Annotated in this window: 12 protein-coding genes; 3 read left to right on the forward strand and 9 right to left on the reverse strand. The window is 62.7% G+C overall.

The annotated features are described in order from the left end of the window. The first annotated feature begins 7 nt into the window (after positions 1-7). Positions 8-937: a myo-inosose-2 dehydratase gene (gene iolE, locus PQQ52_RS00330; protein ID WP_408205794.1), complete on the forward strand. Its 930-nt coding sequence runs from the start codon at positions 8-10 to the stop codon at positions 935-937. Next, positions 934-1,734 carry a 5-deoxy-glucuronate isomerase gene (gene iolB / locus PQQ52_RS00335; protein WP_408205796.1) on the forward strand — a complete coding sequence of 267 codons (801 nt, stop codon included), beginning with the start codon at positions 934-936 and terminating at the stop codon, positions 1,732-1,734. The genes iolE and iolB overlap by 4 nt, the downstream gene beginning before the upstream one ends. 922 nt (positions 1,735-2,656) lie before the next feature. On the opposite strand, the gene PQQ52_RS00340 is transcribed toward iolB, so the two are convergent. The 9 genes from PQQ52_RS00340 to PQQ52_RS00380 all read right to left on the reverse strand — a co-directional run bounded on the left by PQQ52_RS00340 (position 2,657) and on the right by PQQ52_RS00380 (position 13,018). Continuing rightward, a complete protein-coding gene (locus tag PQQ52_RS00340) occupies positions 2,657-4,966 on the reverse strand; it encodes a hypothetical protein (RefSeq protein WP_408206751.1) in 2,310 nt (769 codons plus the stop codon). Positions 4,967-5,596: 630 nt separating this feature from the next. Next, complete coding sequence (locus tag PQQ52_RS00345; RefSeq protein WP_408205798.1) at positions 5,597-6,316, reverse strand: ABC transporter ATP-binding protein; 720 nt, start codon at positions 6,314-6,316, stop codon at positions 5,597-5,599. Next, positions 6,313-7,065, reverse strand: a complete 753-nt coding sequence (locus tag PQQ52_RS00350; protein ID WP_408205800.1) for an ABC transporter ATP-binding protein — start codon at positions 7,063-7,065, stop codon at positions 6,313-6,315. The genes PQQ52_RS00345 and PQQ52_RS00350 overlap by 4 nt, the downstream gene beginning before the upstream one ends. Further along, on the reverse strand, positions 7,062-8,351 hold the full coding sequence (locus PQQ52_RS00355) for a branched-chain amino acid ABC transporter permease (RefSeq protein ID WP_408205802.1): 1,290 nt from the start codon (positions 8,349-8,351) through the stop codon (positions 7,062-7,064). Before PQQ52_RS00355 ends, PQQ52_RS00350 begins: the two co-directional genes overlap by 4 nt. Further along, a complete protein-coding gene (locus PQQ52_RS00360; RefSeq protein WP_408205804.1) occupies positions 8,344-9,282 on the reverse strand; it encodes a branched-chain amino acid ABC transporter permease in 939 nt (312 codons plus the stop codon). The genes PQQ52_RS00355 and PQQ52_RS00360 overlap by 8 nt, the downstream gene beginning before the upstream one ends. A 4-nt stretch (positions 9,283-9,286) precedes the next feature. Then, a complete protein-coding gene (locus tag PQQ52_RS00365; RefSeq protein ID WP_408205806.1) occupies positions 9,287-9,736 on the reverse strand; it encodes an acyl-CoA thioesterase in 450 nt (149 codons plus the stop codon). A 90-nt stretch (positions 9,737-9,826) separates the two neighbouring features. Then, positions 9,827-10,357, reverse strand: coding sequence for an NUDIX domain-containing protein (locus PQQ52_RS00370; RefSeq protein WP_408205808.1), 531 nt, complete (start codon positions 10,355-10,357; stop codon positions 9,827-9,829). 173 nt (positions 10,358-10,530) lie between these two features. Next, on the reverse strand, positions 10,531-11,562 hold the full coding sequence (locus tag PQQ52_RS00375; RefSeq protein WP_408205810.1) for a threonine aldolase family protein: 1,032 nt from the start codon (positions 11,560-11,562) through the stop codon (positions 10,531-10,533). Positions 11,563-11,722: 160 nt separating this feature from the next. Next, on the reverse strand, positions 11,723-13,018 hold the full coding sequence (locus tag PQQ52_RS00380) for a YbfB/YjiJ family MFS transporter (protein WP_408205812.1): 1,296 nt from the start codon (positions 13,016-13,018) through the stop codon (positions 11,723-11,725). 118 nt (positions 13,019-13,136) lie between these two features. Between PQQ52_RS00380 and PQQ52_RS00385 the strand changes: the two genes are divergently transcribed. Then, a complete protein-coding gene (locus PQQ52_RS00385) occupies positions 13,137-14,048 on the forward strand; it encodes a LysR family transcriptional regulator (RefSeq protein ID WP_408205814.1) in 912 nt (303 codons plus the stop codon). The last annotated feature ends 95 nt before the right edge of the window (positions 14,049-14,143 follow it).

Consider the following 14,143-nt stretch of genomic DNA (forward strand, 5'->3'; position numbering starts at 1 on the left):
CGCCCGCATGACTGCTTTCGACGTACGTATCGGCATCAATCCCTTATCGTGGATGAACGACGACTTACCTTCGCTGGGCGGCGAAACGCCGCTTGACGTCGCACTGACCGAAGGACGCCAGATCGGCTATCGGGGTTTCGAGCTCGGCAACAAATTTCCGCGTGAGCCGCAGGCATTGAAGACGCTGCTTGCCCAATACGATCTGGCCTTGGTATCCGGCTGGTACTCCGGACGACTCGCGCGACGCAGCGTGGAAGAGGAAATCGCCTCGGTCGGCCCGCATCTCGAACTGCTCGCGCAGAACGGCGCGACGGCCATGGTGTACGGCGAAGTCGCCGATTCGATTCAGGGCGCACCGCAACCGCTGTATCAACGCCCGCGTTTTTTCAGCGACGCGCAGTGGGCGGCGTATGCGGCGCGCGTCGATGAATTCGCGCGCTATACGCTAAGCCGCGGCGTGCTGCTTGCGTATCACCATCACATGGGTGCATACGTCGAAACGCCTGCTGACGTCGATCAGCTGATGTCCCGCACGAGCGACGCTGTCGGTCTTCTATTCGACGCCGGACACATCACGTTTGCCGGCGGCGATCCGCTGGTGGTACTCGACAAGTACATCGAACGCGTGTGTCACGTGCACTGCAAGGACGTTCGACCGGCGGTGATGAAACTGGCGCGCAATCGCAACTGGAGTTTTCTCGATGCCGTGATCAACGGTGCATTCACGGTACCGGGCGACGGTGCGGTGAACTTCCCGGCGATCATCGACCGATTGAAGCGCCATGGTTACCGCGGCTGGCTGGTGGTTGAAGCGGAACAGGATCCCATTGTGGCGCCATCGTACGCATACGCGCAGAAAGGATTTCAGACTTTGCGAGCACTGGTCGACGCACCGCTCGACGCGGGTGGCAAGACTGTGCAGGAGGAGGCGGCATGAGTTTATTGGTGAAGGCACAGCGCGAGGGCCAGACAATCGCGCGGGTGACGCCTGAGTCGGCGTGCTGGCGGTATGTGGGCTTTGCTGCTTACCGGTTGGGCGCGAATGAAGTCGTTCATGTGTTTGAACCGGCTCGGGAGGTTTGTATTGTGGTGCTCACGGGCGCGGTGGATATTGAAACCGCCGATGCCACATGGAGTTCACTGGGTTCGCGCGATAGCGTGTTCGAGGATTCCGCGCCGTATGCGGTGTATTTTCCGCCTGGCGTTCGCGTGACTGTTCGCGCTTGCCGCGATGCGGAGGTCGGCGTGGCGAGTGCGCCTGCCAAGGGTGCGCATCCGGCGAGGTTGATTGAGCCTTCGACGATGAAGCGCTCCACGCGTGGAAAAGGGCTCAATACGCGATACGTATGCGATATTCTTCCGCAGACTGAGCTTGCGGAGTCTTTACTTGTGGTTGAGGTTCGCACACCGGGTGGGCATGCTTCGAGCTATCCGCCGCATAAGCACGATACCGATAATGTGCCTCATGAGAGTTCGCTCGAAGAGACTTACTATCATCGGCTCGATCCGCCGCAGGGGTTTGCTTTTCAGCGCGTGTATACCGATATGCGCGATATCGATGAGTCGATGGCGGTTGAGAATCACGACATCGTGATGGTGCCGCGTGGGTATCATCCGGTGGTTGTGCCTTATGGGTATGATTCTTATTATTTGAATGTTATGGCTGGGGGGAAGAGGACCTGGCATTTTCGCAATGATCCAGCGCATGAGTGGATTATTGATAAAGATGGGTGAGGTTTTTTCCTGCGGAGCGGTTTTTGTTTTTTTGCCTGCGGTGGCGGGATTTTCTTAAATTGTTTGCCTGCGCGGCGCTTGTTGTTGTGTGCCTGCGGCGGTGGCCTTTCCTTGATCTTGCTTCTTTGGCCTTTTCTTGATCTTACTTCTTTGGCCTTTCCTTGAATTGTTATTGGTTTATTAGCGTCGCCCCTGTGCGGGGCGGGCACTTACTTCTCTTTGCCGGCCGCAAAGAGAAGTAAGCAAGAGAAAGCGGCTCAAACCGCTAATTCTTAAGCGGGTCCCCCGCACAGTTGCGGTAGTGGCGCATCTGGAATCCGTGCCCTCGCACATTCGGCGTTAGTGACAAAGTACTCATCAGCTCCCACTCCGCACTGCGTGCGTCGCGGATGGGGCCGCCAGGGAAACCAGGGGCTTCGTCTCGGCGTGGTGGGGGCCATCGGCTTCGCCTCGGCGACGGCGGCACTCCCTGGGAAACCAAGGGCTTCGTTTGAGCGGAGTGGGCACCGTCGGCTTCGCCTCGGCGGGGGCAGAATGGAGCGCGAGCGCGAAAACGCGGCGATCGGTTCTAAGGAGTGCGCGTCGGCGCGCGCAGCGCCGCCGGAAGTATGGCGCCCTTGTCAGGAACGTCGAATGTGCGAGGGCACAGATTCCAGATGTGCCACTACCGCGACTGTGCGGGGGACCCGCTTAAGAATTAGCGGTGTGAGCCGCTTTCTCTTGCTTACTTCTCTTTGCGGCCGGCCGGCAAAGAGAAGTAAGTGCCCGCCCCGCACAGGGGCGACACTAATAAACCAATAAGAAAACAAGGAAAGGCCAACGCCATAAAAACACAGACACCAAGCGCCGCGAAGGCAAACAAAACCAACAAACCCCACCGCCACAGGCAATCAAAACGCGCCGCGCAGGCAAAAACCCTCCGCTATTTCCTGGCGGCCAAATCAACATCCAATCCCCCATCTTCCCCCATCCTCACAGTCCCCCGGGCAACATCCCTCCGATACCCATAAAGGTCAAACTTCATCACCCCAGGATTAGAACTATCCTTAATAAAAGTCCGGGCATTCGTGACCAACGAATTAAACATCTTCACATCACCGGACTCGATCCAGACAAAACTCTTCCCAGCGCCGGCAGGCGGCCTCGCAGCAGCAACAGAACTATCGCGCTTGAACTTCAACACCAATCCTTCATCCGTCACGGTGGCACTAGCCAGTCGCCCCTGCAAAACCGGCGGCGGAAACACCGTATATTGATCGAACACCAACTCGTTACCCTTCAACGCAACACCCTTGCGCGTAAAAGGCGTCAACGACGCCAACGGAATATCCAGCGCCCGCAATAACCCCGCCTGCGGCACCCCCAACACCTTCACCGAAGTAGGTTCATACACAAGGTGCCGCTCATCCTTGGCCACGATCGTGCCGTTCATCGTCGTGGGCAGCCACACACCTGGAAAGTGATTCCACAACTTGATCCCGCCGGTCACCTCCAACTTCCCATCCACCGGCTTTAATTGCAAATCGTTCAGTGAACGCGGCTCGTAGTCGAGCAGATAATCGTTGAACAACGCCGCCATCGCCGGCCACGGCTCCACTACTTCGCCGCCGATGATGCGGATGTCGTACTGGTCCGGATCGTCGAGATCGACCGGTTGACCCGGCTTCTTCGGCACCATCTGCGCATCCAGCGAACGGACATGAAAGCCGATTCGGCCCGATACGTAGAAATCGACATTCTCGACGTGAATCAACGGCGCAGGCCCCGACGAGTGCCGCTCGTCGCTGATCGCGGAGCCCGGCGTCGCCATGCTCTGACCGGAAAACGCCGCGCGTGTGCCGACCGGGATCGCGCGTGCAACCGACGCCGTCCGCAAAGTCGGTGGCACGTGTTGCCACACAAGACGCGCCTGTGCGAGCGACGCCTGCTGCGCGCGAATGAAGCTGTCGTTAAAGCGCGCGCTCGCGCTACCCGTCTGCGTCGGCGCATCTTTCGCAGCGCTGGCTAGCGTCGGATATGACGGTAGATGCACGTCCAAAGCACCCGCTTCGTCGAAGGTAAAGTAGCCGGCCGCCATCTGGTCGCGATAGTGATACAGGTCCAGCACGAACGGCGCGTTCGTATCAAGCGGCGTTAGCGCCATGTCGATGTTCATCGGCATCGAACGCATGAACTTCACGTCGCCGCCCTGCACTAGCATGCCGCGCGGCGGCATCGTCGCGGGCCAGTCGATCTTCTGCACCGTATGGTCGTCGAGCGTAAAGCGCACGCCCGCAGCGCTGGTGTCGATATGGGTGATGGTCATGCGCAACGCGGGCGGCGGCGTGAGTTTGGCCACCTGCATCACAACGTCGTCACCGTCGAGACGCGCAATCGGCGTGTCCACTTTCAGCAGGTCAGCCATCTTCACGTGCGCGGCCTGCATCAGCTTGTCGGCGCCGACGCCGGCCACTTCGACATGATCGGCATGGAACACGAGATCGTCGGCGTTACGCATCGACAGCGCGCCGGCCAGCACGATCGGCACCCACGTGTCGCGATGCATCTCACCCGTGATGCGCAAGGTGCCGCCGTCTTGCGGCACGACACGCATATTGCGCAGCGGCGAGCCCTGGTACTGGAACAGATAGCGATTGAAAATCGCGGTGAGCTTGGCGCTGTCGAGCGTAACGTCGCCGCGGTGGACGTTGATCGTCACGCTGGTCGGATCGTCGAACACGATCGGCTGACCGGCATGCGCCGGGGTCAGCGTTGCCGCCATGTCGTGAATCATGAAGCCGATGTCGCCGGTCACGCGAAAGTCGACATCGCGCGCGAACATCAACGAACCGTCAATGCCGGAATCGCGCAGCGTCAACGAACGGCTGCGTTTCTCGGTCATGCCGCTCGCGGATGGCACACGTCCGGCGACGCTCTGTTCGGCAGCGAGCTGTTTGGCCTTGGCGAGTTCGAGTGCCGGGCGCGATGCGGAGGCGGGTTGAGCGGCGCTCGCGGTGGCGGCGGCAGCACCGTTCGTGCTGTTGGCGGTAAGCCCTGCATCCGGCTGCGATTTTGCGGTCGGCGAGCTGTCGTTGTTGGTCACCGCGTTCGTTTGTGTCGACGGTGCGGACGCCGCGTCGCTCGTCGTCGAACTGGCATCGGCGCATGCGGACATCAACAGCGCGGCCGTCACCAGCACGGCACCTGCACCTGCACGTGCGCGCCACGTTTCACCGAGCGACGATGGCGACATGGGAAGCGGCAGCATCCTGTGAAGCGGTCGTAGCGAGACCTCCGCCCGCACGCCGTCAGCCGATTTTTCGCGCAATGCGCCTGTCTGTTTCATGATGTCTCCTCCTGAAGCCGCAGCGCGTCTTGCGCGCGTCCGGCACGGCATGGTCTGTCGCACATACGTCGGCTTTAAACACCGTGCCGCCGTTGCGCGCCTTTGACCTGATTGTCTGTATTTGTCGGCGCGCTGCCGACAAGATTTCTGGAGGACGCTCACCAAACGATCAAGCGTTTGAATCACTACAACAAGTTACTGGAAAGCCCCATGCATCGGGCTTAGGCGGTCCAGGCGCAACGGAATTCAAACGGCATCTTGAGCGCAATTTCGGTGCGAAGCGAGGGGCGCGTACATCGCGCGCTGCCTGACAGCCCGTCAGGACAGCAAAATGGTCGCAAATTCGAATGCGGCGCCGCAATAAACGCGATGAAATCCCTGCCAGGGACACTGCTGTTCGGCTTTGGGAAACCGAGTTTGAGCACCGCAAGTACCCGGGCCTACCTGGCGCATACCTCAGTTAGACGTGTTGATTCCGGTGGTACCCACGGCGAAGTCGGTGAACTAGCGGTTGCGCGCGGCGTCACTACATTTCGACTAACCCACGCCGAGCCATTCCTGCATCACGTCCGGGCGCTTCAAAAACGACGCCAGCGCGCCGTCGAAGACAATTTCGCCATGTCCCATCACCGCAACCCTGCTGGCGATGTCTTGCGCAATCACGAGCCGCTGTTCGATCAGCAGCATCGCCACACCACGATCGCGCAGCATTCGCAGACAGTGCGCGACCTGCGCCATCACCTGGCTGGCCAGGCCCTCGCCGGGTTCGTCGATAACCAGCAGGTCGGGGTCGCCGAGCAATGCCCGGGCGAGCGTCAGCATCTGCTGTTCGCCACCCGATAACGCGCCGGCGCGCGTGCGCTTTCTTTCGCGCAGGACGGGGAACAGTTCGTACGCGTCGTCAAAGGCAAAGCGCGGTGTGCGCCCGCGAGCACGCGGCGCCACACCGAGTTGAAGATTCTCGTGGACGCTTAGCGTCGGAAAGACATCGCGATGTTCTGGCACGTAACCGATTCCCAGACGGGCGATCTCGAATGGACGAAGGCCGCCGATTGCATGACCGGCAAAACGCAACTCACCCTCGCTACGCACAAGGCCCATGATCGCGCGCGCCAGCGTTGAGCGCCCGGAGCCGTTGCGCCCGACCAGCGCGACGACTTCGCCCGCTCCGATCTGCAACGTGACGCCGTGCAGGGCCTGACTCGCGCCGTACCAGGCGCTCAGCTGTCGAATGTCGAGCAAGGCGGTCGTGCTCATGTGCGGAAGCTGTCGCCAAGATAAGCGGCACGCACTGCCGCATCCGCACGAATCGCCGCCGGCGTGCCGGTCGCGATGATGCGGCCTTGCACCAGCACTGAGATGCGGTCGGCGATCGCGAACACAGCGTCCATGTCGTGCTCGACCATCAGCAACGTGCGGCCCGCGGTGGTCGCGCGAATCAGCTCGATAGCGCGTGCGGCTTCGGCGCGGTTCATACCGGCTGTGGGCTCATCGAGCAGCAAGGTGTGCGCGCCACCCGCGAGCGCGAGGCCAAGGTCAAGCGCACGCTGCTCGGCGTAGCTCAGTGTGCCGGCCTGGACATGCCGGCGCGCATTCAGCCCGACTGCTTCGAGCACCTGCTCGGCGCGCGCATCGACCGTGCGTGAACCGCTGAAACGCTGCCACCAACGCGTACGGTCGCGCTCGGCCAGCATGGCCGCACAGCGCAGGTTGTCGAACACGCTGAGACGAGCGAACACACTGGTTGTCTGGAAGCTGCGCGCGAGGCCGCGGCGCGTGATCGCGGCCGGCGCGAGACGCGTAATCTCCGCGCCGAACAGATCGATGCGCCCGGCGTTCGGACGCGCGCCGCCGGCGATCAGATTGAAGAGCGTCGACTTGCCAGCGCCGTTCGGGCCGATCAATGCATGGCGCTCGCCAGGCTCGATGGCAAGATCGACGCCACGCAGAATCTGCGCGGCGCCAAAGCGTTTTTCGATACCGTAGACCGCGAGGGCTGGAATCATCGCGTATCTCCGGTGATCGGCGTGGCGCTGGCGCGCACGGCGAGACGTGCTTGCGCGCGCACCGCGTAGTGCGCTGCAAGTGCCCCAGGCACCGCCAGCATGAACACCACAACGCCGAGCCAAAGATGCGGCGAGACGGTCTCAAACGGCACGCCGATGAGCTTGAATGCCGCGCCATCGTCCGCGCCAAATTGCACTGCGTAAGCCCACTGCACCGCGAGCACGACGGCGAGCGTCCATAGCACCGCTGAGGCCGCGCCCCATAGATAAGCCTTGCCGCACACGCGCCAGCCGTAAGCGGCGACACGTGCCGTGTGCCGCTGTATGAAGCCCGCCAATCCATCCGGCGAGGCGACCACGACCACGATGAAGAACAGTCCCAGGTAGAACAGCCACGCCCGCGTGACGCTCGCCACCGCGACGCTGAAAAACGTCAGGACAATCGCCCCCGCAACCGGCCCAAAAAACGTCGCCGTGCCGCCAATCACCGTCGCGATCAGCACGGCGCCCGAGCGCATCATGCCGACGCTTTCCGTCGACACCAGTTCGACATTGATCAGCCCCAGCGTGCCAGCAATGCCCGCAAAAAACGCCGACATCACCACCACGGCATAGCGAATGCGGCGTGGGTAGCAGCCGATCGCCGCCGCGCGCGCCGGGTTGTCGCGCACGGCATTGGCGAGCCGCATGAACGGTGTACGCGACAACGCGAACATCGCCACGCTCGCCAGCACGCACCACAGCGCGATCAGCGCATAGGCTTCGCGCGCCGGGCCGAAACCCCAGCCCGCGAGCATCGGTCCACTCGCGCGATCGATCGGCACGCCGGCCTCGCCGCCGAACCAGTCGGGCAGCGTCCACGTGGCCGCCGCGACGAGTTCACCGATGCCGAGCGTGATCATCGCGAAAGCCGTCCCGGCGCGCCGCGTCGACACGAAACCGAACAGCACCCCGCACAGCGCGCCGCCGATGCCGCCAATCAACGGCAGCAGCACCAGCGGCACGCCGATGCGGTTGAACACTTGCGCGGCGATGAGCGCACCGAGGCCGGAATAAGCGGCATGACCGAAGGACAGCAAACCTGTTTCACCAAGCAGCAGGTTGTACGAGAGCGCAAACACGATCATCGTCGCGGTCTGCGCAAGATAGGCGAGCAGCCAGCTTTGCGACCAGACAAAGGGCGGCACGGCGAGGAACAGGACGAGCGCGAGCCACGGCGCGAACATTCGCAACATCGAGCGAATCGTGGCTGCAGGAACCGTGGACTTCTCGCGCGGCTCACGCATGATCGTCACGCCGTCCGAACAGTCCGCGCGGGCGCAGCGCCAGCATCGCGACGAGCAGCAGATAGGGAATCAGCGGCGCGAGTTGCGCAAGCGTGAGCGCGTCCCATTCGGCCGGCAACGCCCCGCCGAATACCGATGTGATATCGCCTAGTGACACGTCGCTCGCCACCGCGAAGGTCTGCACGCACCCGACGATCAGCGACGCCGCCAGCGCCCCGCTCAACGAACCCAAGCCGCCGATCACGACCACCACGAACACGATCGAGCCGAGCGATTCGGCCATTGCCGGTTCGATCACGAAAAGCGGCGCGCCGATCACGCCGGCCAGCGCGGCGAGCGCGGTGCCCGCCGCGAACACGCCGGTGAACACACGCGGTACGTTGTGGCCGAGCGCCTCGACAGCGCTCGCATGCGTAAGTGCGGCGCGTACGATCAATCCCGCCTTCGACACGCGCAGCACCGCGTAGAGCACCGCCAGCATCGCCAGCGACACGGCCATCATGAAAGCCCGATAACGTGCAAACGCCGCGCCATAGACCGTGAACAGCGGACCGTCGAGCACAGCAGGAACAGTTGCACCAAGCGGGCTCAAACCCCAGCCGAGCTTGACCAGCTCGCCAAGCAGATACGCCGCGCCGAAAGTCAGCAGCAACTCGGGGAGATGACCGTGTACACGCACGCGGCGCAGCAGCCAGCGCTCCAGCGCCGCGCCGATCGAGCCGACAATGAGTGGCGCGATCACCAGCGCACTCCAGAAACCCGCGTGCGCGGCCACCGAAAAACCGACATACGCGCCGAGCATATAGAAGCTCGCGTGCGCGAAATTCAGCACACCGAGCATGCTGAAAATCAGCGTCAAACCCGCCGACAGCATGAACAGCAGCAGGCCGTAACTGACACCGTTAAGCAGATTGATGACGAACGACTGCACGCGCCTATTCCGCCTGCACAGCGACAGTGAGCGGTTCAAGCGCCGCGCGCAAATCGGCGGGCAGCGTCACCGGACGACGCGTGGCGCGATCCACATACACGTGCACAAAATGGCCCTGAGCGGCGGGTTGATCCTCACCTTCCTTAAAGAGGCCCACCTCATAACGCACGCTCGATGTACCGAGCCGCACCACTCGCAAACCCGCTTCGATCCGCTCGGGAAACACTAGCGGCGCGAAGTAATTGCAATGCGTCTCAACCACGAGGCCGATCGTCGCGCCGTGCTCGAAGTCGAGTACGCCCGCGCGGATCAGATACTCGTTCACCACCGTGTCGAAGTAGCTGTAATAGACGACGTTGTTGACATGGCCGTAGACGTCGTTATCCATCCAGCGTGTGGTGATCGGCAGAAAATGCGGATAGGCGCTGCGCGTGGCGGGTGCGGGTTTGTTCATCGTGACGTGGCGTAGTGGTCAGATAGAAGATTCAAGCCATGCCGCGCTCGTCTCAGCGCGCAAGGTCATGGGCCAGTTCATTGGCCAAGCTTACTGCCCTGGCTTTTCGACAAACTCGAACGGCAAGCCGCGCCGCCGCATCCATTCGCCGAGCGCCTGGCCGGTGCCCGCACGCCATGGACGCAGTTTGGCCGGTTCAATCAGCCGGTATTCGAGCAATTCCGGCGACAGCGCGATCGTCCCGTACGCCTTCACGTGATACGCGATGATCAGTTCGTTTTTGCGGATGAATTCGTACACGCCGATCAACTCGACCGTCTCCGCGTGCAACGAGGTTTCTTCCAGCACTTCGCGGGCAATGCCCTCTTCCGGGGTCTCGCCGTTTTCCAGAAAACCGGTGATCAGCGCGAACATGCCTTCCGGCCATGCGGCGTTACGCGCGAGCAGGATCTTGCCTTCATACTCGACGATCGCGGCCACCACCGGCAGCGGATTGTTCCAATGGACGTAGCCGCATTCCGTATCGGGACAGGTCTGGCGGATCCGACCGCCTTCGTGTTCGGCATCCGGGCGCTCGATCAAAGGCGTGGCGCAGCGCGGGCAAAATTGGTATTCGGTCATGGCGAGTGGGTCGTCTCTTCTGTTTTGTGTGTGACTTTGCTCAGTGTTGAATGTCGTGCTGCGGCTGGCACAGCGCGTGGTGCGTAGTCTTGTTTGTGCGTCTTGTTCCAACGCCTGCTTTCAGCTTCAGGTTCACCGTTCAAGGCTGGTTCAGGCGCGCAGTCGATGCGATTTCAGGCCATGCATAAGTCGCGCACCTCTGCGGCGAAACGCTCGACGGTTTCCGGTTGTGTGTCCCAGGCGCACATCAGGCGGCAACCGCCCGCGCCGATGAACTCGTAGAACTTCCAGCCGCGTGCGCGCATTGCCTTGGCGGCTTGCGCGGGCAACTGCGCAAAGACCGCGTTCGATTCTCTCGGAAACATGATGCTCACGCCGGGAATTTCCTGCAACCGCGTTTGCAGCAATTCCGCCATCGCATTCGCGTGACGCCCATTGCGCAACCAGACGTCGTTATCCAGCAGACCGAGCCATGGCGCGGAGATGAAACGCATTTTCGAGGCGAGCTGGCCGGCCTGCTTCAGCCGGTAGGCGAAATCGTCGGCGAGCGCGCGGTCGAAGAACACCACGGCCTCACCGACCGGCAAGCCGTTCTTGGTGCCGCCGAAGCACAGCACGTCGACGCCCGCGCGCCACGTGATCTCGGACGGATGCACGTCGAGCGCCGCGACCGCGTTCGCGAAGCGCGCGCCGTCCATGTGCACTTTCAGATGACGCCGCTTGGCGATCGCCGCGATCGCGCGCACTTCCTCGACGGTGTAGACGGTGCCTACTTCTGTCGATTGGGTCAGCGTGACGACCTTCGGCTTTGGGTAGTGAATATCGGCGCGACGCGTGACGACCGCTTCGATCGCATCCGACGTGAGTTTGCCGCCGACGCCCGGCGCGGTCAGCAGCTTCGAGCCGCCGGAGAAGAATTCCGGGCCGCCGCATTCATCGGTTTCGATGTGCGCGAGTTCATGGCAGATCACCGAGTGATACGACTGGCACAGCGACGCCAGCGCCAGCGAATTGGCGGCCGTGCCGTTGAACACAAAAAACACTTCGCAATCGGTCTGGAACAGATCCCGCAGGCGGTCGCACACCTGGTTGGTCCATGAGTCGTCGCCGTAAGCGGGTTCGTGGCCGCTGCTGTTGGCGGTGATCAGCGCCGCGAGGGCTTCGGGACAGATGCCGGCGTAGTTGTCGGACGCGAAATGTTGCATGGCTGGCGGCGCGCCCGGCGACAGGCGCACTGAGATGACGGGAAAGCGGTCATTTTAGTGCGCCGGGGGGTTATTTGTTTTTCGGTTTGGTATTTGCCTCGCGGGTGGCGGGTGCCGGTCGTCGCAAATACGCGTCAGCGTGCGTCGCCCGGAAAGCCCGTTAATTGCAGCCGCAATCGGGCATGCGGCCGCGGCCACGCGGCATGCGTGCGACGATGACCAGACCGGCCGCGCCCAGCAGCAACGCCCCCGCTGCCAGCCACAAAGCCGGCGAAAAGGACCCGGTGTGTTCGGCGATCGGCGCGGCCACCAGTGGGCCGACGATCTGACCGACGCCGTACGCCGCGGTCGCATAGCCCATCAGGCCGGCCGCCTTGTCGCCCCGCAGATGCCGCGCCTCGCGCATCGCGAACAGGGTGATCGCGGTAAATGGCAGACCAATCAGGATGCTGCCGAGCGAGAAGCCGCCCGCCGTGGGCCAGACGATGCCGAGCGCAATACCCGCGGCTTGCAGCACGTAACAACCGGCAAGCAGCATGCGGTTGTCCCAATGCACCGGCAGACGCGCCGCGAGCAATGCCCCGACGATCAAGGCCGCGCCGAACATCGGCCAGAACAGATCGGGCCAGGACGAGCCCGGCAGCGCGTGACGCGCGATCACCGGCAGGAACGTCGCGGTGACGATGTAGCCGAAGCCCGGCACGCCGTAGAGCAGGATCAGCCAGAAGGCGTCGGCCCGGTGCGCGGGGCGGGTTGCGGGGGAAAGTTGGCCTGCGGATGAGCGCTGACTCGCATGAGCGGCGGTGGTTGCCCCGTCCGTGGCGGGCGCCGCGCCTCCCGGGGTGCGATCGGTCACGGTCCCGAACACAGACCAAACCATGATCGTAAGTGCCGCCGCAATGAGCCCGAAGCCAATCCAACCCACCGTCGCGCCGTAGCCGCCCGCAGCACTGACCAGCAACCCCGTCCCGACGATGCCCACGCCCGGGCCTGCATAGATGACGCCGCTCCAGCCGTGCGCGCCGAGTTCGGCAAGCCGCCGCAAGCCCCACTGCGAGACGAACACGAAGGTCCAGGCGCTAACCGCGCCGGCGACAAAGCGCACGACGGCCCACACCCAGAACTGACTGGTTACGCCCATTGCCAGCGTCAGCAGGACCGTTGCAACTAGCCCCGCGCGCACCATGCGCGCTGGCTCGACCCGCAGCGCCGCGCAGGTGACCGCACCAACGAAATAGCCCGCGTAGTTGAACGACGCAAGCCAGCCACCGTGCTGGATATCGATCTGCGGCTGACCGAAGCTGCTGCCGTGAAGCATCAGCGGCAAAAGCGGCGTGAATGCAAAACGTCCGATACCCAGCACCACGGCCAGGGTCACCATGCAGGCAAGCGCCGCCCGGCGGGCGGCATGACGTTCTGCAGGGGTTTCGTGCGTGCTGGAAGCGAGATCGTTCATGAGCAAACCGGAAATGGAATCGGGCCGACAGTCACCGGCATCTTGAATCCATATTAGCTTGACCTTTCGATCACGAAAAATGAATAATTAGAATACCAACCATCGCCAGGAGAGATCTATGGATCTGGCCGCCTTGACCATTTTTCGGGCTGTCGTGCGGGAAAACGGCGTGACGCGCGCCGCTGCCAAGCTCAATCGCGTGCAATCGAACGTGACGACGCGCATCAAGCAACTCGAGGAGCAACTCGGCACCGACCTGTTCATCCGCGACGGCCGGCGCCTCGTTTTGACGCCGGCTGGCGAAACGCTGCTGCCCTACGCGGAGCGTCTGCTCGCGCTCGCCGACGAGGCGCGTCATGCGGTGCGCGAGGATCGTCCGAGTGGGCGCCTGCGTTTGGGTACGATGGAAAGCGTCGCGGCGACGCGTCTGCCCGGATTGCTCGCGCGTTACCACCAGCAGTGGCCGGATGTCGCGCTGGAACTCGAAACCGGTACGACCGGCAAGCTGATCGAGCGGGTCCGCGAATTTGAAGTGGATGCGGCGTTGGTGGCGAGGCCACTGGATCCTGCCGCGCTCGGTGAATTGTTCGAGACGGTGCCGGTTTTCCGCGAAGAACTGGTGATGCTGTCGCCGCGAGGCCATCGGCCGATTCACGAAGTGCGGGATATTGCTTTATCGACGTTGATCGCGTTCGAGCGCGGGTGCGCTTACCGGACGTACATCGAGAAGTGGTATCTGGAGCATGGCGTGAGGCCGGCTCGCGTTCTGGAGCTCGGCTCGTACCATGCGATCGTGGCTTGTGTCGCTGCCGGCGCGGGCGTGGCCGTGGCACCGCGATCAGTGCTCGATCTGCAAACCGATACGCGCAATATCGCCGTTCATGAGCTTCCCGATATCGGCGTGATCGAGACGCTTCTCGTCTGGCGACGAGGGCATTTCTCGTCCGCGCTCAATGCGCTGCGGCAAACGCTTGTGGCGGGAGAGGATGCGGTGGAGTTACCTGCCGGTGAACCGGTAGGCGTGGCTTGACGTTTTGCCCGCGTGGCGGAGAACGCTAACACCGCTACCGCAATCGGCCTGCTTGCCGCGAATGCTGCCCTGGTCACCTACAACCGTTGCAGGGG

This window comes from Paraburkholderia sediminicola (genome assembly GCF_046030555.1).
Classification (GTDB): domain Bacteria; phylum Pseudomonadota; class Gammaproteobacteria; order Burkholderiales; family Burkholderiaceae; genus Paraburkholderia; species Paraburkholderia sediminicola_E.

What these genes read in the sequence shown, in the direction of transcription:
- PQQ52_RS00355 (WP_408205802.1), bottom strand. Translation starts at nt 8,351, where the DNA reads ATGCGTGAGCCGCGCGAGAAGTCCACGGTTCCTGCAGCCACGATTCGC.
- PQQ52_RS00345 (WP_408205798.1), bottom strand. Translation starts at nt 6,316, where the DNA reads ATGAGCACGACCGCCTTGCTCGACATTCGACAGCTGAGCGCCTGGTAC.
- PQQ52_RS00370 (WP_408205808.1), bottom strand. Translation starts at nt 10,357, where the DNA reads ATGACCGAATACCAATTTTGCCCGCGCTGCGCCACGCCTTTGATCGAG.
- iolB (WP_408205796.1), top strand. Translation starts at nt 934, where the DNA reads ATGAGTTTATTGGTGAAGGCACAGCGCGAGGGCCAGACAATCGCGCGG.
- PQQ52_RS00340 (WP_408206751.1), bottom strand. Translation starts at nt 4,966, where the DNA reads ATGTCGCCATCGTCGCTCGGTGAAACGTGGCGCGCACGTGCAGGTGCA.
- PQQ52_RS00385 (WP_408205814.1), top strand. Translation starts at nt 13,137, where the DNA reads ATGGATCTGGCCGCCTTGACCATTTTTCGGGCTGTCGTGCGGGAAAAC.
- PQQ52_RS00350 (WP_408205800.1), bottom strand. Translation starts at nt 7,065, where the DNA reads ATGATTCCAGCCCTCGCGGTCTACGGTATCGAAAAACGCTTTGGCGCC.
- PQQ52_RS00375 (WP_408205810.1), bottom strand. Translation starts at nt 11,562, where the DNA reads ATGCAACATTTCGCGTCCGACAACTACGCCGGCATCTGTCCCGAAGCC.
- PQQ52_RS00380 (WP_408205812.1), bottom strand. Translation starts at nt 13,018, where the DNA reads ATGAACGATCTCGCTTCCAGCACGCACGAAACCCCTGCAGAACGTCAT.
- iolE (WP_408205794.1), top strand. Translation starts at nt 8, where the DNA reads ATGACTGCTTTCGACGTACGTATCGGCATCAATCCCTTATCGTGGATG.
- PQQ52_RS00365 (WP_408205806.1), bottom strand. Translation starts at nt 9,736, where the DNA reads ATGAACAAACCCGCACCCGCCACGCGCAGCGCCTATCCGCATTTTCTG.